The 18,903-nt window shown below is 50.7% G+C and carries 13 protein-coding genes and 1 pseudogene; 6 read left to right on the top strand and 8 right to left on the bottom strand.

What is annotated here, in order from left to right; all coding sequences use genetic code 11:
• Positions 1-237 precede the first annotated feature (237 nt).
• From BM181_RS05895 to BM181_RS05865, 7 genes are all read right to left on the bottom strand, one after another.
• Complete coding sequence (locus tag BM181_RS05895; protein WP_075442870.1) at positions 238-2,574, bottom strand: FAD-dependent oxidoreductase; 2,337 nt, start codon at positions 2,572-2,574, stop codon at positions 238-240.
• A gap of 26 nt (positions 2,575-2,600) precedes the next feature.
• Positions 2,601-4,232: a glutamate synthase-related protein gene (locus tag BM181_RS05890; RefSeq protein WP_075442869.1), complete on the bottom strand. Its 1,632-nt coding sequence runs from the start codon at positions 4,230-4,232 to the stop codon at positions 2,601-2,603.
• Positions 4,220-5,326 (bottom strand): class II glutamine amidotransferase, encoded by a 1,107-nt coding sequence (locus BM181_RS05885; protein ID WP_075442868.1) that lies wholly within the window; start codon positions 5,324-5,326, stop codon positions 4,220-4,222. The genes BM181_RS05890 and BM181_RS05885 overlap by 13 nt, the downstream gene beginning before the upstream one ends.
• Before the next feature lie 450 nt (positions 5,327-5,776).
• The gene (locus tag BM181_RS05880; RefSeq protein WP_075442867.1) at positions 5,777-6,757 is read right to left on the bottom strand and encodes a M23 family metallopeptidase; all 981 of its coding nucleotides are present in this window, start codon (positions 6,755-6,757) and stop codon (positions 5,777-5,779) included.
• A 164-nt stretch (positions 6,758-6,921) separates the two neighbouring features.
• Positions 6,922-7,431, bottom strand: a complete 510-nt coding sequence (locus BM181_RS05875; protein ID WP_075442866.1) for a DUF4446 family protein — start codon at positions 7,429-7,431, stop codon at positions 6,922-6,924.
• A 67-nt stretch (positions 7,432-7,498) separates the two neighbouring features.
• Entirely contained in the window at positions 7,499-8,449 is a 951-nt protein-coding gene (locus tag BM181_RS05870) for a ParB/RepB/Spo0J family partition protein (RefSeq protein ID WP_075442865.1), read from the bottom strand.
• Positions 8,442-9,209, bottom strand: coding sequence for a ParA family protein (locus BM181_RS05865; protein ID WP_075442864.1), 768 nt, complete (start codon positions 9,207-9,209; stop codon positions 8,442-8,444). Before BM181_RS05865 ends, BM181_RS05870 begins: the two co-directional genes overlap by 8 nt.
• Before the next feature lie 227 nt (positions 9,210-9,436).
• Between BM181_RS05865 and BM181_RS05860 the strand changes: the two genes are divergently transcribed.
• Positions 9,437-10,138, top strand: a complete 702-nt coding sequence (locus BM181_RS05860) for a methionine synthase (RefSeq protein ID WP_075442863.1) — start codon at positions 9,437-9,439, stop codon at positions 10,136-10,138.
• A gap of 13 nt (positions 10,139-10,151) precedes the next feature.
• On the top strand, positions 10,152-12,527 hold the full coding sequence (locus BM181_RS05855; RefSeq protein ID WP_075442862.1) for a homocysteine S-methyltransferase family protein: 2,376 nt from the start codon (positions 10,152-10,154) through the stop codon (positions 12,525-12,527).
• 48 nt (positions 12,528-12,575) lie between these two features.
• On the opposite strand, the gene BM181_RS05850 is transcribed toward BM181_RS05855, so the two are convergent.
• The gene (locus BM181_RS05850) at positions 12,576-13,559 is read right to left on the bottom strand and encodes a helix-turn-helix transcriptional regulator (protein ID WP_075442900.1); all 984 of its coding nucleotides are present in this window, start codon (positions 13,557-13,559) and stop codon (positions 12,576-12,578) included.
• 104 nt (positions 13,560-13,663) lie between these two features.
• Here BM181_RS05850 and BM181_RS05845 point away from each other — a divergent pair, with 104 nt between their 5' ends.
• The 4 genes and pseudogenes from BM181_RS05845 (at position 13,664) to BM181_RS05830 (ending at position 18,877) form a co-directional block, all read left to right on the top strand.
• Positions 13,664-15,712: an AAA family ATPase gene (locus BM181_RS05845; protein ID WP_075442861.1), complete on the top strand. Its 2,049-nt coding sequence runs from the start codon at positions 13,664-13,666 to the stop codon at positions 15,710-15,712.
• Positions 15,713-15,752: 40 nt separating this feature from the next.
• A pseudogene (gene dnaB / locus BM181_RS05840) lies at positions 15,753-17,082 on the top strand (replicative DNA helicase).
• A 54-nt stretch (positions 17,083-17,136) separates the two neighbouring features.
• Complete coding sequence (locus BM181_RS05835; protein WP_075442860.1) at positions 17,137-17,652, top strand: 3'-5' exonuclease; 516 nt, start codon at positions 17,137-17,139, stop codon at positions 17,650-17,652.
• A gap of 76 nt (positions 17,653-17,728) precedes the next feature.
• Complete coding sequence (locus BM181_RS05830) at positions 17,729-18,877, top strand: hypothetical protein (RefSeq protein ID WP_075442859.1); 1,149 nt, start codon at positions 17,729-17,731, stop codon at positions 18,875-18,877.
• Positions 18,878-18,903 lie beyond the last annotated feature (26 nt).

The raw sequence follows: 18,903 nt of genomic DNA, 5'->3' as shown, positions 1-18,903 counted from the left end.
ATTCGGTTGTTGCCGATAAGCCTCCATCCCCGCGAAGCATAGTTTCGCGGGGGCTCCTCTGCCGAGCACTTTGCCCCCACCGCTCAGGATGTCCACCAGACATCCGCAACTCCGCCGTCGCCAGAGGGACGGAATATGATTTTGCTTCACAGGATCTGCCAGACAAACCACGCTTCATAAAAACAAGCCGTCACTTTCAGCGACGGCTTGTTGCACGTGAAACATTCACTATATCTCTTATGCTTTTGCACCCGTGGAGTACATGGCGATTTTCTCTGGATTGTCGTTGATGCTCCAGACACCGCAGGGGCAGACACCGGCGCAGATACCGCAGCCGATGCAGCGATCCGGGTCGGAGACATACTCCCAGCTGCCATCTTCCTTCTCGATGCGCGTGATGGCCTTCTCCGGACAGGACTCAAGGCACATCTTGCAGTCACGGCAGGTACCGCAGCTCACGCAGCGCGTATGGTCATCCACCGGATCACCCAGCAGGCAGTGATGGCACTTCTCGAAGTATGCTTTCGACAGGCGCTCTGCAGGGATCTGCTGCTTCTCCGGGAAGTCAGCCGTCTCTTTGCCCATGACATACTGATCGACATACCAGGCAGCCTTGCGGCCACTGCCGATAGCATCGGTCAGACGGCCCGGTTTGATCGTATCACCAGCCGTGAATACACCTGCGGCGATGCTCTGGTCCTTCTTCGGCACGAGCCAGCTCTTGCGGAAGAATTCGATGCCCTCATCCTCCGGCAGGAAGTCAAGCTCCGGCTCCTCACCGATGCTGACGATAACCTGATCCGCTGGGATGAATCTGCCGTCGTTGCCGTAGACACCTTCCGGCGTGATCTTGTTCGTGAAGAACGGCCAGACGAGCTTACCACCGAGGTTCTCGATATACTCGATCTCATCGGCAAAAGCTGCCGGTTTCTGCACATCGACGGCTACGACCGTCTCAGCGCCCATCTCGTAGGCCCCACGGCAGGTATCCATACCGGAGTTGCCTGCGCCGATTACGACGACATGCTTGCCCGTTGCCGGTTTCTCGCCACGGTTGATGGCCTTGAGGTACTCCAGCCCCATCGTGAGGTGCTCTGCCCCCTCCCAAGGGAAGAAACGGGACTTCGTGCCGCCCGTAGCGACGACAACCGCATCATTTTCCCTGCGCAGGGCCGCGAATTTCTCTTTGTCGACCTTGCAGGACGTGACGAACTCGACACCGACGCTCTGGATGCGTTTGAGTTCAGCCTCCAGGAGCTCATGCGCCAGACGGCCGCGCGGGATGACCTGCTCAAGCTTGCCGCCGATATGGTCAGCATCATCATAGACCGTGACGCTATGGCCCTTGCGTGCCAGCTGCCAAGCCGTCGACAGGCCAGCTACACCACCGCCGACAACGGCGATTTTCTTGCCAGTCTTGACTTTCGGCGGTTCAACCGGCAGGAAGGCCGAGCGATAGCCGAGATCGCCGATCTGGATAGGCTCATCGATCGAGCCGCGCGTGCAGTGATCCATGCACGGATTCGGGCAGACCGAACCGCAGACCGAGCCTGGGAACGGCGTGTACTCGAGTTCAAGCTGGAAGGCTTCGTCGAGCTTGCCCTGGCGGATGAGATCATAGCGGCGCTGGGTCGGGATACCCGTCGGGCAGTTGAATTCACACGGCGCAGCAAATCTCGCATTGTCCCAGCTCGGCACACGCAGGCGGTAAAGCCCCGTGGACAGCGTGTTATGGACAGCGAAATCATCATGAGCGACATCGCTGAAGATACCGCCCTTGACCCACTCATTCTGGCGGAAAGCCTTGAGGTCATGGCTCTTCTTGCCTTTTTTCTCCGCAGCCGTCAGCGGACGCAGCTTCTTCCACTGGCTCCAATCCGACAGCTCCTGGCGCAGATCTTCGCGCTCGATGTGCTGTAGGAAGCCATCCATGCCACCATCGAGGAAAGCAATATCATCTTCCTCAAGGTCCATGTATTTGATATCCGCAGGATACGTGTCAATCGGCCCACGGACATAGACGATACCGCCGACCATGCCAACACAGGCACGCTCACCGAGGACCGATGCGAACTGTTCACTGTCATAGCCGCAGACAACGGCACGGCCGCCGCCCATGAACTCGAAGGAGAAGGAGCCGACATTCTTGAGGATCCACAGCTCCGGCTCTTCATAGAGCGGGTCATGCTTCATCAGCGAACCCGTACGCGTACCGCCACGGCCGCCGATGAAAATCTTGCCGCCCGAAGAACAGTGGCCTGCCGTATCACCGGCATCACCCTTTACCGTGATCGTACCGCCAGAGTTCAGCCAGCCGACATCGGCAGATACAGAACCCTCCGCTACGATTTCCGTTCCCGGCAGACACATGGAGCCGAGTCGCTGGCCGGCATTCGTGACATGGAAATGCAGCGTCTTGCCCTCTGGATGCCACAGCGGGCCGCCAATATCGTGCTGGCCTGAAGCTGCGACCTCAAACTCGGTCTCGCCCTGCTTCACGGCATCGCCGATGGCCAGCAGCAGGTCTTGGGTGGACATGCGGTCATGTCCCTGCATCGTATCTATCTTGAACATAAATCATTGCCTCCTGTTACGCCATCTTAGCATACATACTGGATACCGAGTTTCTCGGCCACAGCCTTGTCCGTGGAAACCAGCGCATCACTGCGGCCGATTGGCAGCGAGCTGTTGCCGATTGGTGCCATGAGCTTCTTGAGCTCGGTATCGAAGGCCAGTACGTAATCGACGATTTTCTGCGCTCCACGATCGATATCGAGGCGCTTGACGAGACGCGGATCCTGCGTGCAGATACCCATCGGGCATTTGCCCGTATTGCAGGCATTGCAGCGGCCATGCTCGTTGCCCACGCAGCCCAAGAGCTGGATCAGTACCTTGCCGACGAATACACCGTTGGCACCCAGGCACATCATCTTGAACGCATCAGCAGCCGCATCACCGGTCATGCCGATACCACCGCCACCATAAAGCGGGATCTGGCCCTGCAGGCCCTGCTTGACCGCCGCATTGTAGCAGTCGCGGATCTTGGAGACAACCGGATGGCCCGTGTGGTCAAGGGAAACCTCATTGGCTGCACCCGTACCACCCTGGATGCCATCGAGGAAGAAACCGCCGCAGATCTTGTACGGATCGCGCAGCAGGTTGTTGTAAACGGATACCGACGTGGCCGATGCCGCACATTTGATGCCGACCGGCACACGGAAGCCGAAGGCAGCATTCATCGAAAGGTGCATCTTCTGGACCGACTCCTCGATGGAGTAGAGGCCCTGATGGTTCGGCGGCGAAGCCAGCGTAGCCTTCGGTACGCCACGGATAGCCTGGACGTGCTCAGCCACCTTGGCCTCTGGCAGCAGACCGCCATCGCCCGGTTTTGCACCCTGACCGATCTTGATGAGGATACCCGCCGGATCAGTGACCATATGCGGCATTGCCTTGATGATGCGGTTCCAGCCGAAATGGCCCGAAGCGATCTGGATGATGAAGTATTTGAGGTAGTCCGATTCCAGGAGCTTGACCGGCATACCACCCTCACCAGAGCTCATGCGTACTGGCAGGCCGCATTTCTCGTTGAGGTAGCCGACAGCCATCGCTACGGCCTCCCACGCACGCGTCGAGAGTGCGCCGATGGACATATCGGAGAAGATCAGCGGATAGATCCAGTCGACTGGCGGCGTATGGCTGGCCTGTACGAGTTTGCCGTCCTTGAGCTCAAAGGGCAGCTCCTTGGCCGACAGGACGCGGCCAAACGGCGAGCGGATATCAAAGGTATGACGGGCAGCGTCAAGCGACGGGTCCGTCATCTGCGAGATACGGCCGACTACAATGCTGTCGAGGGTGCGCTGGGCATTGAGGTTCGTGCGACCACCGCGTTTGATGGGGCCATTGTCCTTCGAGAGCAGTGCCTTGCGCGTATCCGGATTGCGTACCGGACGGATGGCATTGTTCGGGCAGATCTTCTCACACATGCCGCAGCCCCGGCAGAAATCCGTAAGGCTGGCGACCTGCTTGATGATAGGCCGTGCCACATGCGTATGCTTCGGCTCCGGCAGGCTGCCCTCTGAGACGGTCAGCGAACGTCCCTGCGTCACGACCTTGATAGCCTTGAATGAGCAGGCGGCCACGCAGCTGCCGCACATCGTACAGCGGTCGGCTTGATATTCGATTTTCCAGGGCAGGTCATTTACCCCTACATCCTGTGTTTTTACTGCTTCCATCTCTGTACCTCCAGCTCATTGTCGATTACGATGATTTCCCGTTCATTGGGATAGATGTCCTTCGTCTGGTCACGATCCGGCATGATCTCATTGATGCCACAGACCTCTGACGAAATTGCCAGCATGTCATCCGTGCGGCCGATGACGACCGGACGCAGCTTCTTGGAATCACAGCAGGTAATCATGCGGTTGTCCGGCAGTACGCCGATTACCGTGTTCGGCCCGTTGATTTCAAGATTTGCCAGTGACTGGCGGATGGCCGTAAGCACATCCTTATCTTCGCGCTGCTCGATTTCCTCGAAGGGCAGCGGCGTGATGACATGCTTATAATAGGTAAGCGGCCATTTGAGCTCGTGATGGACATAATGGAGCGTATTGAGGAAGCACTGGGAATCCGACTCGAAGCCGATATAGCCACGATGCAGGGATTTCTGGAATTCCTTATTCTTCGTATAGAAGGTATTCTCGCCATTAGCGCAGAGCGTATAGCCCTGCAGGAAGAACGGATGCGCCGCATAACGGACGATATCATAGTTCGTATTCTGGCGGCACTGTGCCACGATCGATTTCGCAGCGAGGCAGCCGTTGTCATCCCAAAGGTGGAAATACGTAGCGATATCGCGCGGATCGCCGATTTCCTTGAGGGTCAGGACATCCGGCCAGAAGGAGTAGACAAAGCCTTCCCCAGCCTCTTCCAGCAATTTGCGCAGTGCCAGGCGCGTATCGAGCAGCAGGTTCTCCTTCTGCTCCTGCGTCATCTTCTCTGCGCCTTCCGGATAATCGTAGTTACGGAAAATGTAGTACGGCATTGCCTGGATATCAAGGCCCGGGCGCTTGTCCGGGATAGGGATCCATTCAGCCAGCTGCACAAAGTTGTGCGCATCCATGTATTCCTCTACAAGCTGTGCACCGCGCTGCGTGCAGGCCAGGGATAAAAGCGGCTTATCCTTATAATTGGAAAAGATGCCGTAAAGATCCTGCATGACCATGGCAAAACCAGAGTTGTCATGCCCCTCCTGCTGCGGCAGCATCAGACGCAAAGCCGTAGATGGCTGGATGGGTACCTTGCTCTTGATTGAACCGATTCTACACATATCCGTCTCTCCTTTGAGATTGTCCTTCATGTATAATACATTGTCTCTATACAATACATTTTTATTGTAATGTAACTCCTATTATAGGAATACTGTAAATCGATGTCAATATGTATATTCAAGCATAAAATTCTGAAAAATATAGCTTATCCCTTGATTTTCCGCCATTTGCTGTCCAATATCTATGTATTTTTAATCATTATTGTATATTTATGCTTATATGTAGTTTACACTTTTCGCATTTGTTATACTTATTGTGCCAATAAAAAAGCCCTATGCCGTAAGCTGCATAGGGCTTTTAGATATTATTCACTTTTGTTATGTTATGTATTTTTTTACTGTATACATGCATACAAATCTATAGCGAAACGGTCAAAAGGTATGCTAAAGTATACATTATTCATTATGGTTTGACCATGCTTGCAAGACAAATGTCAGCAAAAGACCTTGTCAATGCAGATAGGTCGAGGGATTGACCGGCGTGCCATTGATGCGCACCTCATAATGGACATGCGGGCCCGTCGAGAAACCTGTGCTGCCCATATAAGCGATGACCTGGCCGCGGCGCACATGCTGGCCAGCCACGACCGCTACCTGCATGGCATGTCCATAGCGCGTCATGATGCCATTGCCATGATCGATGTCGACCATGTTACCATAACCGCCGCTGTTCCAGCCAGCCGTCGTTACGATGCCATCAGCCGTTGCCACGATGGGCGTCCCCATATCATTGGCAATATCTATGCCCGGATGGAAATCCGAGCCGTTCCAGCGCAGGCCATAGGGCGAGCTGACATCACCGCGAGCCGGCCAGATAGCCGGTACTGTCCCGCCAGGCATCCCGAGATCATTGAGCGAGGATGTCCCCAGCATATCCTGACGTGCCTGGAGCTGCTGCTTCAGTTCCAGCAGAGACTGGCGCCGTACAGCCAGCCCCTGTTCCACGAGATCAAGTACCTGGCCGACATTGTTGAAATCCGGCTGGACGATTGGGCCGCCCTGGCCATCATGGGTGCCATCGCCGCCATTGCCATCGGCAGCAGGACTGGACGGTGCCTGAGCATCGCTATCCTTTGCCGGCGCCGCTCCCGACATCCGGCGAAGGTCGTTTTCGATCTGCAGGAGCTGATCCATCTGCTCCTGCAAGGCATTGGCCTTCTTCGAAAGATTCAGCAGCTGCTCCTGCTGGATCTTATTCACTTCCCGCAGCTCCCGTACCTCACTGGCACCACTGCGCACGGCAAAGGTACTGTAAACGGCATAACTGAACGCACCGACAAACAGCAAGGCCCCTGCCGCCAGCGATACCGCACCGATTTTCAGTGCCTGTGCCGACAGATGGATGTTCTTGACATCCCCCCCCTGCGGCGGAATAAACTTGATGGTATATTCCGGCTCTCTCTTTATCTCTGGTCTTTTCTCATCCGCCAAAGTAAAGCCTCCAAACTTTCTCAATAAAAATAAATCCACGGAGCATACTGTCCCTGGATCGCATCATAACCTCATCATCTGAAAAACGGCTTCAAAGCCAACAAAAAACCTTATGCCATTATAGCATAAGGTTCTTGTTTTTTAAAGGCTTTTCTATGCAGGGATCACTGAGCCTTGGCCATAGCTTCGCGCAAGGCCTGCTCTTCTTCCTCAGTCATCGTATAAGTGGAATGGCCATCCTCGATGGGCTTGACATAGCTGCGCGAATCCTCACGGCCGAAAATACTCGAAAGGACAACGCCGTTATTATGCGAATCCAGCAGTGCTACCGCATAGCTGAGATCACTGCCCATGTCCTCGAAGGCCCGGAAACGCACCACGCCCACCCGCGTGACAGCCGTCTGCAGCAACGCATCCATGCGCTGGTTCTCCGCATCAATGCGCTGGTTTTCCTCTACGACATGCTTGACCTCATCGATATGCCCCATGAGCAGGCGCTCCAGATTGGCACCATCGACACCAGCCATCATCTTGCGATAACGTTTCTTCATATAGTTGAGCTTCAATGCCTGATTGATCATGACGATCAGCATGATCAGCATGATGACTGCCATTCCTGTGACAATGAACGGCATATTATCCGCCATAAACTTCATAAACTGCTGAATATCCATTGTTTCCTATGTGCTTCCTTTCTCTTCTCTCTTCCCGGCAACCATTGTTGCACGTGAAACATCTAGCTTATACCGTGAACTTCTGTGACAGCGACACCTTGCGGAGCGCATCGATGCGCTGCTGCTTCACGTCCTGCTGCCGTTCAAGTATCGTTCCCATGATACGTTCAAGATCATCGGCGGAATAGAACTCGATCTCAATCTTGCTCTTCTTCTTGCCCGGATGGATCTTGACCTGTGTTCCCAAAAGATGCGTAAGCTTTTCGACAACATCCGTCAGGAATACATCCTGCGGTACCGTCTGCTTGGCGGGCGCCTGCGTCTTCGCCTTGAAGTAGTCAGGGTTTTCCAGCACCTTCTTGACCAGCGACTCACACTGCCGTGCCGACAGTTCCTCCGCCTGGATATACTCTGCCGCCTCACGCTGCAGAGCCATATCCTCGATGGCCAGCAAAGGCTTGGCCTGCCCCATCGAGAGCATGCCATTCGCCACATAATCCTGTACCTGCGGTGCCAATTTCAGCAGACGCAGGAAATTGGCAATATGTGAGCGGCTGCGGCCTACCTTCTTGGCCACCGTCTCCTGCGTCAGCTTGAACTCCCGCATCAGGCGCTCATAAGCCTGCGCTTCTTCCATCGCGTTGAGATTTTCCCGCTGGATGTTCTCGATCAGCGCAATCTGGCCGACCTCTTCGTTATTGTACTCCCGCACGATGACCGGCACCTCGGTGAGCCCGGCGAGCTTAGCGGCACGCAGGCGGCGCTCACCAGCAATCAGCTCATAGCCGCCATCCGGCAGCTTGCGCACGAGCAACGGCTGCAATACACCGAAATTCCGGACAGATTCCTTGAGTTCTTCGAGAGCCCCCTCGTCGAACTCCAAGCGAGGCTGATAGCGATTTGCCTGGATGGAGCCAATAGCTATCGAATGCACCTTGTCACGGCCGTCAGCTTCTACCTTAGCCTTGCCGAGGCCCAGGGCTCCTAGCCCCTTGCCCAGTCCGCCATGTTTAGCCACGGGAAATCACCTCTTTCGCCAGCTTCATATACACGTCGGCCCCCTTGGATTTCTTATCGTAGTAGAGTATCGGTTGACCGAAAGATGGTGCCTCGCTCAAACGTACCGTACGCGGGATCATCGTCTTGTAGACAGCTGATTCGAAGCTGTCGCGTACCTCAGCTACCACCTGCTCAGCCAGCTTCGTGCGCGAATCGTACATGGTCATGACGACACCCTCGACATTCAGGTCAGCGTTGAGATTATTGCGCACGAGCTCGATGGTCTTCATCAGCTGCGCCACACCTTCGAGCGCATAGAACTCGCACTGTATCGGCATGAGCACCGAATCGGCCGCTGCCAGCGAATTCAGCGTCAACAGCCCTAGCGATGGCGGGCAGTCGATGATGACATAATCATATTCGTCCCGAACCTTGTCGAGGGCCTTCTTGAGACGCGTCTCGCGTGAGATAGCCGCAACGAGCTCAACCTCTGCACCAGCCAGATCGATATTGGCTGGCAGGACATCCACCTTGAATTCCGTCGGCTGGATGACCTCCCGGATATCTACCTCGCCGGCATTATCGATGAGCACATCATAGATGGTCTGCTCCAGCGCCGACTTATCGATACCATAGCCGCTGCTCGCATTTCCCTGCGGATCGCAGTCTACCAGCAGGACTTTCTTCTTCTTGGCTGCCAGGCAGGCTGCCAGATTCACTGACGTTGTCGTCTTGCCGACACCGCCCTTCTGATTGGCTATTGCAATGATCTTTGCCAACTCTTCCACCACTTTCCCAATATCATAAAATGTTACAGTTTTTCTTGTAAAATTCCGCCAAAACAAATATAATTGTTATGCCATTATATATTTGATAAACAGTTGTTAAACGGTCCTGGCAGAATCCCATAACACTCCTTTTATCTACTATATATAATAATATGAAATGACCGAAAAGCCAATGTTTCACGTGAAACATTTTTAAAAAATTTAAGGAAGTGAGCAGCATGCCTGTCTATAATGCGCCCTTGCTGCGCATAGATTCCCAGGAAACCCGGCGCTATGCAGGACTGATGAAAGCGAAGGATTTTGACGAAACAAAAATCGCTGACGCCTGTCAGGAAGCCCGTCTGCTGGCTACACCACGCGGTATCTGGCAAGTCTATGACTATGATTGCCAGCGGCAGGAAATCAAGGCTGACCCTCCCTGCATCATCGAAGGGACAAAAATCGGGGCTCATCTTGCGGGCTGCGATAAGGTCATCCTGCTGGCAGCCACAGTCGGTGAAGCCATCGAAGAGACTGTGACTGCACAATTCGCCGCCGGCGAGTATGCCGCCTCTGTGCTGCTCGATGCAGCAGCGACCACGGCCGTCGAACAGCTTGCCGACGCGATGGAAAAAGCCATAAAGCCTAAAGCCGCGGCCAAGGGGTACGGCATGCGCTGGCGTTTCAGCCCTGGCTATGGCGATTGGCCCATCGAACAGCAGCCCGAGCTCATCCGCCTGTCACAGGCTGCCGATATCGGCATCAGCCTGTCAAGCTCCATGATGCTCGTTCCCCGCAAAAGCATCACAGCCATCATCGGCTTATATAAGGAAGACAAAAGCACCCCCGCCGCCAGCACAGTGAAACACGCCAAGGGCTGTGCGGCCTGCCACAAAGTGGATTGTCCCGCAAGGAAAATCCCGCCAGAAGAGCATATATAAAGGAGACTTTCCTATGATTCATATCTTTGACGGTGCCATGGGCACCATGTTGCAAGCCGGCGGACTGAATCCAGGCGCCTGCCCGGAGCTCATGAACATCGAGCAGCCCGAAGTCGTGAAGAACATCCATAAGGCCTATATCGATGCAGGCTCTACCATTATCGAAACCAATACCTTCGGTGCCAGCAGCTTGAAACTCGAGCATTATGGCCTTGCCAGCCGTGTCGCAGAGATCAATGCTGCCGCCGTGAAGATTGCCAAAGAAGCCGCTGCAGGCAGAGCCAAGGTTGCTGGATCTATGGGGCCCACGGGCTGCTTTGTCGTGCCACTCGGCGATCTTGACTTCGAGGATGCCTATGCTTGCTTTGCCGAACAGGCTAAAGCCCTGGCAGAAGCTGGCGCTGACTATCTGATCATCGAGACCTGCATCGACATCCAGGAAATGCGTGCAGCACTGCTGGCAGCCAAGGAAAATGCCCCTGGCGTTCCCGTCATCTGCCAGCTCTCCTACAGCGAAGACGGCCGCACGGTCACAGGCACCGATCCACAGTCCGCGGCCATCATCCTCGGTGCCATGGGAGCCGACGTCATCGGCGTCAACTGCTCCCTGGGCCCTGAGCAGCTCGTTCCGATTGTCCGCACGCTGGCAGAGAACTGCGACGTCCCGATCAGCGTTCAGCCAAATGCCGGCATGCCCTACCTTGAAAACGGCGAAACGGTATTTCCTATGGGGCCTGAAGATTTCGGCCGTTGGGGCACCGAGCTGCTCGCTGCGGGTGCCACCTACCTCGGCGGCTGCTGTGGTACGACACCAGCACATATCGCCGCGCTCTCGGCAGCACTGCGCACGGCTGAAGAACCCCTGCGCGCCCCGAAATCGCGCCGCCTCTGGCTTGCCAGCCGCAGCAAATCGGTCTGCATCGACAAAAAACTGCCGACCAGACTCATCGGCGAGCGCATCAACCCCACGGGCCGCAAGAAACTGGCCGCCGAAATCCGCGAGGGATCGTTCCTGTCGGTGAAAAAAGAAGCTGTCAACCAGGTCAAGGCCGGTGCCCATCTGCTCGATGTCAACATGGGTGTCGGCGGTATCGACCAAGCAGCCGCCATGAAAAAAGCCGTCACTGAGATTGCCCAGCTCACCGATGCTCCGCTGGCTATCGATACCAGCGACGCCCAAGCACTCGAAGCTGGGCTGCGAGCCTATCCGGGCCGTGCGCTGATCAACTCCGTGAGCTACGAGCCCGATCGCATCGCCGAATTCCTGCCGCTTGCCAAGAAATACGGTGCAGCGATCCTCTGCCTCCCCATCACTGCCGAAGGTGTTCCCAAGACAGCCGAGGAACGCATCGAAGTCATGCGGAAGATCATCCAGGCTGCCAAAGCCCAGGGGTTGGAGGATGGCGACTTCCTCTTGGATGCACTGGTCATGACCGTATCCGCCGACAAGAATGCTTGCTATGAAGTCCTGATCACCCTGCAGATGTACCGCGAACGCTTCGGCTATCCGACGACCATGGGCCTGTCCAATATCTCCTTCGGCCTGCCGAACCGTCCCCTCATCAACAGCACCTTCTTTGCTATGTGCCTGGCCGCAGGCCTTGATGCCCCCATCATGAACCCCTATGACGAGTCCATGCAGCGGGCGCTGAAAGCCAGTGCCGCACTGCTTGGAGATGATCCGAACGGCCTGGCCTTCAGCCAGGATGAAGCCAATCTCAGTGTCCCCAAGAAAGCTGCGGTCGCCAAAGAAAGCAATCTGGCAGCTCTGCCTGCCATCAAGCAGGCTGTCATCGATGGCGAAAAGGACGAAATCGTCGAGCTCGTCGCTCGTGCCGTAGCCGAAGGTCATAGTACGAACGAGATCACCGAAAAGGCCTTGACGGCCGCCATGACTGATATCGGTGAGGACTTCGGTGCTGGCCGCATGTTCCTGCCGCAGGTACTGCTCTCAGCCGAGACCATGCGCGCCGCCTTCAACAAGCTCAAGGAACTGCTGCCAGCCAGCAGCGAGGCCGACAAAGGAACTGTCGTCATCGCTACGGTCAAAGGTGACGTCCATGACCTCGGCAAGAACATCACCGGAGCCCTGCTCGCCAATAGCGGCTTCCGTCTCATCGACCTTGGCAAGGACGTCGACTCCACTGAAATCGTCAGAGCCGCTATCGAAAGCAAAGCCGACATCGTTGGCCTCTGCGCCCTGATGACGACGACGATGGTGCAGATCGACAAAGTCATCGCCGACCTCAAAGCCGCTGGCTGTCCAGCAAAAGTGATGGTTGGCGGTGCCGCCGTCACTCAGGAATATGCCGACAACGCCGGTGCTGACGCCTACGCCCCAGACGGGGTTAAGGCCGTAGAACTGGCCAAGGAAATGGTAAAAAAATAAAATATACTCACTAATAATGGGCTGTTGCACGTGCAACAGCCCATTATTTTATGGAATTCCCAGCTTTTTCTTTAATATGTTCTCTATATCTGTTTTCAGCCACACAGGCTCTACAATATCCACATACTCTACATATTGCAAAGCCCAATATCTTATGGCATTCTCGTTGCATTTGACCGTCACCAATATCTCATCCGGACCAACCGATTTCACCGAAAAAGCCTTGCCGAACCAATCAACCAGCTGATCCATCATAGATTTTTCCGTCAGGAATTTTACTTCTATACTATCCCCACCAAACATATAGATATGCTCTGCCATGTGCTTAGGCAGATTATACCCACCAATGGCAAAGTCAGCAATTTCCCTTTTAGCCTTGATAGGCTTGTCCAATATCTGCATTGCTGCCATCTTATCAATACGGTAATGCGATATATTATCGTGATTTTCCGTATTGCAGATTAGATAATACCAGCCATTGCACACCACCATCTGATAAGGACTTACGATATATGGCTTTTTGCGCTTGGGCACCAGTCTAAAGGACGTATTGTAGCGGTTATAGGTAAATTGCACCTTTGTCTCATGCTCTATCGCATCATTTAACATGTCAATATTCTGCATTACCCGCGTATTATCCGAATGCCGCATTTCTGACAGCTTGGCAATATGTTTCACCTTTGGCTGAAAATAGCGATTCCCAAATTTAACCAGTTTTTCTATAAGCCGCTTAGCCTGATTCTTCGAAAGTCCCCTGGAGCATAACACGCTATCAATGAGCAGCCGCAGTTCCGCATCTTCAAAATCCCGCTCCATCAGATAACAGCCTCTATTTGTGGCTATGTCATAACCTAACTCTTTTAAGGATTCTATATTGGCTTTCACAGACCGTCTGTCACAGGTCATACCATAAATCTTATCCAGCAGCTGGATAATCTCCTGCTGGGTCAGCCGATGATTCTCATCGGAATAATCCTTCAGGATATCCAATATCAGCATGTTGAGCATCTTCTTATTGCCTGTCGCGTACATCTCGCCACTTCCTTTCTTCATATTTACCTCCATTATACCCCTTCCAATGTACAAAGAAATGTACATCTCATGATTTATACTATAGGCAAAAGGAGGCGAATATCATGTTATTCTATAAGCTAAAAGTAGCTTGCAACCTAATTGAATCCGGGAAACTTCACACCGCTTATAACGAGTCCCGGAACAGTTGGGTTAGCGAGCTTGAGGAGCTAAACGACACGCTGGCCTCCACTGGCCAGGAGAACAAAATCTTTCTCACCTTATACAAAGCAACCAAAGATGAATTATCCCTTGTCGCTATCCTCGACACACTTGACCCGCGCAATAAAAAGAAAGTTCTTGCTTACTTCACATCTTGCATCAGTGAAGAAAAATATGGCTTGTCACTAAGCAATCCTCAATTCAAAGAAATAACACCATCAGAAGCCAAGAAACTCCTGGACAGTAGTTCTCAAATTCTCAATCACTATTTCCGCCGAAATGATGTCGGTTACGACCTTGATTATTACAACAATGGTTCTTTCAAGATTATCGAAAACTTACTCGACCATAAGCCAATGAGTCAAAAACAGGCGATACAAAAAGCTCAGTCCCTTATGGCCGATGAAACACTGCTCGATGAGTTAGAACGCATTTACAGTCCCAAGCATCCACAAAAATTTCAGGGACATCCTATCCATTACAAGCTATCTGTGGGCAATTCTGCCGAAGCAATGCAGTTAAGCACATTCCTGGCCCATGCCTTATATGTCAACAAACGGCTTGTCAGTCGCTGCATCAGCAGAATCTATGAGATTGACGAACATTGCTACAATGACAGCGACATCGAATGCATCTTTCGCCAAAGTGTCGGTGGTACGGTCATCATTGAACTCTCTGGCTCCAGGGAAGAACATCAAAATTACACCACTTGTTATGAAGAAGTTGTCAACTTCTTTGCCGAAAATATTCGTAAGTATCAGTGCAATACCCTCTTTATTTTGGTAGAAAACACAAAAAATCCGGGGTTCACACACAATCTCGTTACCGACCTGCAAGATGATATGTTCTTCGTAGAAATAAAAGAAGGTACAGGCAATCATCAAGAAGCTACCGACTATCTCAAACAACTCTTGGATGCGGGCAAGCTCTCTTATAGCACCGAGCAAATCAGAAGAGCTCTGGGCGAAAAGACTACGTTCCGCCCATCCGATATTCACAAGATATATGACGGTCTTTATCGGGATAATCTGCGAAACAATATGTATACAGCCTATAAGACTGTCAGCCGGGTAAAACTTATCAAAAAGACGAACCCCCCTCAAGATGCCTACAGTCGCCTGCAATCTATGGTTGGACTCCACGAGGTGAAGAGCATTGTCGACGATATCCTGAATACCTTCCGTGCCCATAAACTTCGTTCTACGCTAGGCCTTAGCCAGTACCGCCCCAATATGCATATGGTCTTTACAGGCAATCCTGGCAGTGCAAAAACCACTGTGGCCAGACTGTTGGCGGATATTCTCAACAAAGAAGGCATCCTGACTAGCGGTGAATTCGTCGAATGCGGTCGTGCTGATTTAGTAGGAAAATATGTCGGCTGGACTGCTCCCCAAATAAAGAAAATGTTTCGTGCTGCCCAAGGCGGCGTCCTCTTCATTGACGAAGCCTACTCTCTCGTTGACGATAGAGATGGTTCTTTCGGTGACGAAGCCATCAACACCATCGTACAGGAAATGGAAAACCACCGTGACGATACCATAGTCGTATTTGCCGGCTATCCTGACAAAATGGAAAGATTCCTCGAAAAAAACGAAGGCCTGCGCAGCCGTATTTCCTTCCATATCGATTTTCCCAATTACAATCCCCAAGAACTAGTCGAAATCCTGCATCATATGGCTGACCGCCAGGAACTGAAACTTTCCCCTGATATTGATGAAAGTTGCCGCGAAATATTTAACAAAGCCAGCCAACAGGAAAACTTTGGTAACGGCCGTTTCGTGCGCAACCTTCTCGAACAGGCCCAAATAAGACAGTCTAGCAGAATCATGCAGGAATATGACGGTAAAGAGATTGACCGGAATATATTACTGCAATTAGAAACGTCTGATTTTGATGTGCCACTAAGCAAGCAGTCTAAGAATAAATCCCGCTCAGTAGGGTTTATTACGTAACATCAATCCTTTTAGGAAGGATTCGCACGGAGGATGAAAGATGGCTCTACTAGAACGCCTGCCACCACAAAATATTGAAGCAGAACGAGCTGTTCTGGGCGCAATGATGATAAGGAAGGAAGCAATCATTGAGGTACAGGAGATTTTGCAACCAGATGATTTCTACCGGGAAATTCATCGCATAATCTATGAGGCTATGATAAAACTGCAAAATGACGATGAAGCGGTAGATTTAGTCACACTGACAGAAGAACTCCGCAAAGAAAATATGTTAGATCAGGTTGGCGGTCTTAGTTTTATCACACAGCTTGCCAATGTCGTGGGTACTTCCGCCAATATTGGTTATCATGCCAAGATTGTTAAGGAAAAGGCCGAGCTTAGAAATCTCATCGATGTTGCCACGGAAATAGCCAGCAAAGCCTATGAGGACAGTGACGATGTGGAAAACATCATGGATGAGGCGGAAAAGAAAATCCTCGCAGTAGCCAGCCGTCAGGGTGGCGGTGCCTTTGAGTCCATGAAGAGCATCGTTATGCGCACCTTCGAGCGCATCAATGTGCTCTATGAATCAAAAGGTGGCCTAACGGGACTAAGCTCCGGTTTTAAGGATTTAGACAAGCTCACCGCAGGCCTGCAAAAATCTGACTTGATTTTGGTAGCAGCCCGGCCCATCTATGGGAAAGACAGCCTTCACGTTGAACATTGCCAGCTATGTGGCAATACATGGCTACAATGTGGCATTCTTTTCACTGGAAATGAGCAAAGAACAACTTATGCAGCGCATTATCTGTTCCGAAGGCGGTATTGACGCCACGCAGTTGCGCACCGGTCAATTAGATGCTATGGAATGGAACAAATTAGTGGGCGTATCGGATAGCCTTAGCCGCATTCCTCTTCATATAGATGATCAGGGTGGACTGACGGTGATGGAGTTGCGTTCCAAAACCCGACGGCTAAAAGCAGAACATGGCCTTGATTTGATTATCATTGACTACTTGCAGTTGATGCAAGGCCGTAGCGGCAAAGGAAATGACACCCGCCAGCAGGAAATTTCCGATATATCCCGCTCTCTAAAAGCCTTGGCTCGTGAGCTGGATGTGCCGATAATTGCCCTCTCCCAGCTTTCACGTTCCGTAGAACTGCGGCAGATAAAAAAGCCAATGCTCTCTGACCTGCGTGAATCCGGCTCACTGGAACAGGATGCCGATATTGTCATGTTCCTCTACCGTGAGGATTATTATGACAAGGATACGGAGAATAAGAACATCACGGAAATCATTGTGGCCAAACATCGTAATGGCCCGGTAGACAGTGTGAATCTATACTTCCAGAAGGAATACACCAAGTTCCGGGATTTGATGATTCAATAAAGGCAGGATTTAGAAAGACAGGTCACGAAATAGCTACTGAAAAGGAGACAGATAATGGAAAATATAACGGACTTAACCAAATTAATATGTTTTGACACAGAAACCACAGGATTAAGCGGCAGCGACGAGGTGCTTCAGCTTGCCATTGTAAATGGGCATGGCGATATCCTTTTTGATGAACTTTTCAAGCCAAAGCACCATACTGCTTGGCCCCATGCCGAAAACGTTCATCATATCTCTCCAGCAATGTTAGAAAACAAAAATACCATAGACTATTATATGAATGATATTGCCAGGATTATTGCAGAAGCCCAATACTATGTAGGATACAATATTAATTTTGATATTCGTATGCTAAAACAGTCCGGCTTTGCAGTGGAGTCTTTTTATCGGAAAAAGTGTCGGCGAATTGATGTTATGAAAGAATTTGCACATTCCTATAGTAAATACAAGGTCAATCTTTCCACTTGTGCTGACTACTTTCACTATGACTGGGGAAGAGACACGGCTCATGGAGCTTTAGCAGATGCAAAAGCCACGCTATACTGTTTTAGGCAGATGAATGCATAAATAATTATTTAATATAAATCTGTATCTATTAAAACATATTCTTAACATGCATATTGCGATAAGGAGGTATTATTTTATGGAATCAATTTTCGACAAATTACTTAAAGCTCGTTGTAATTCAAACGAGGACTATTTAACGGAACTACTTGCGTTAACCCTTAAGCAAATTGATGGAATTGCTATTGAATATATCCGATTCATTTGTCAAAAAGGAAATATTAATTTACAAGATGAAATAAATTTATTACCAGAGGATTTTGTTGAAACTCAAAAAAGAGTTTCAACTGGAATAATTGACTTAATTTTAAAAACAGATAAAGATATCGTATTTATCTCTGAACATAAATGGTGGAATGGAAAATTGCTTGATAATCAAATTATGAATTATATGAATTGCACAAACGAACTAAGATTTAATCATGCTTATTCTGTCCTTATCACACCGAGCAGAACTCAATGGACTCAACACGCAGACATCCAATTGACTTGGAGTGATATATACGAGTTTTTCAAATCTCAAATCAAAAAATATCAAAATCAGGAAAAATTTCTCATTGAGCATTTCATATTATTCCTTGAAAATAATGGTATGGGTAAATATAATTCAATAACCCCAGAAGCACTTTATGGTTTTTTTAATGCCGCAAAGCTAGAGAAGAATTTAAAAATAATCTTTTCTGAACTAGAATCTATTGATTGGTTAAACGAATGTCCAGCACTAAACGAATTAATCAAATGGAACGGCTCAGGTTTTAATATTGTCACAAAGAAAGAGTGGGGAAGACTAGGCATTGACTTTATGAGCGAATGGAAACCTGGACTATTTGCCGGAGTTATACTTGATACTGATGATCATCAGATTGAACCTGAAAAACGCGAAAACGGACCTGATTTTGTTATCTTATTAGATGTTGATTGCAAAGATGATTCTATATATAATTCACTATTAACTTCACTTGAATATCAATCATTGTCTGATAATTTATCTAAAGACAGCAAATCTTTTACATTCATTCCTCATAATAAGCTGATGAACAAATGGCGACTTGCAGTCTTAAAAAAACCGTTAGTAGATATTCTTCTTTCTAAATACGATTATGACGAACAAAAAGATGCAATTAAAGGCACAATAACTGAAGGTATAAATTTAATTGTTAATTCTATTCAAAATACCGACAAACGATTTGACACAGCGGAAAACATGGATAATATAGGCAACTTGTGAATTAAATATTTGTATAATTCAAATTT

The sequence above is a fragment of the Pseudoselenomonas ruminantium genome (assembly GCF_900113715.1).
GTDB lineage: Bacteria > Bacillota > Negativicutes > Selenomonadales > Selenomonadaceae > Selenomonas_A > Selenomonas_A caprae.
The sequence above is the reverse complement of the archived record's forward strand: the minus strand, read 5'-3'. Positions and strand labels throughout refer to the sequence as shown.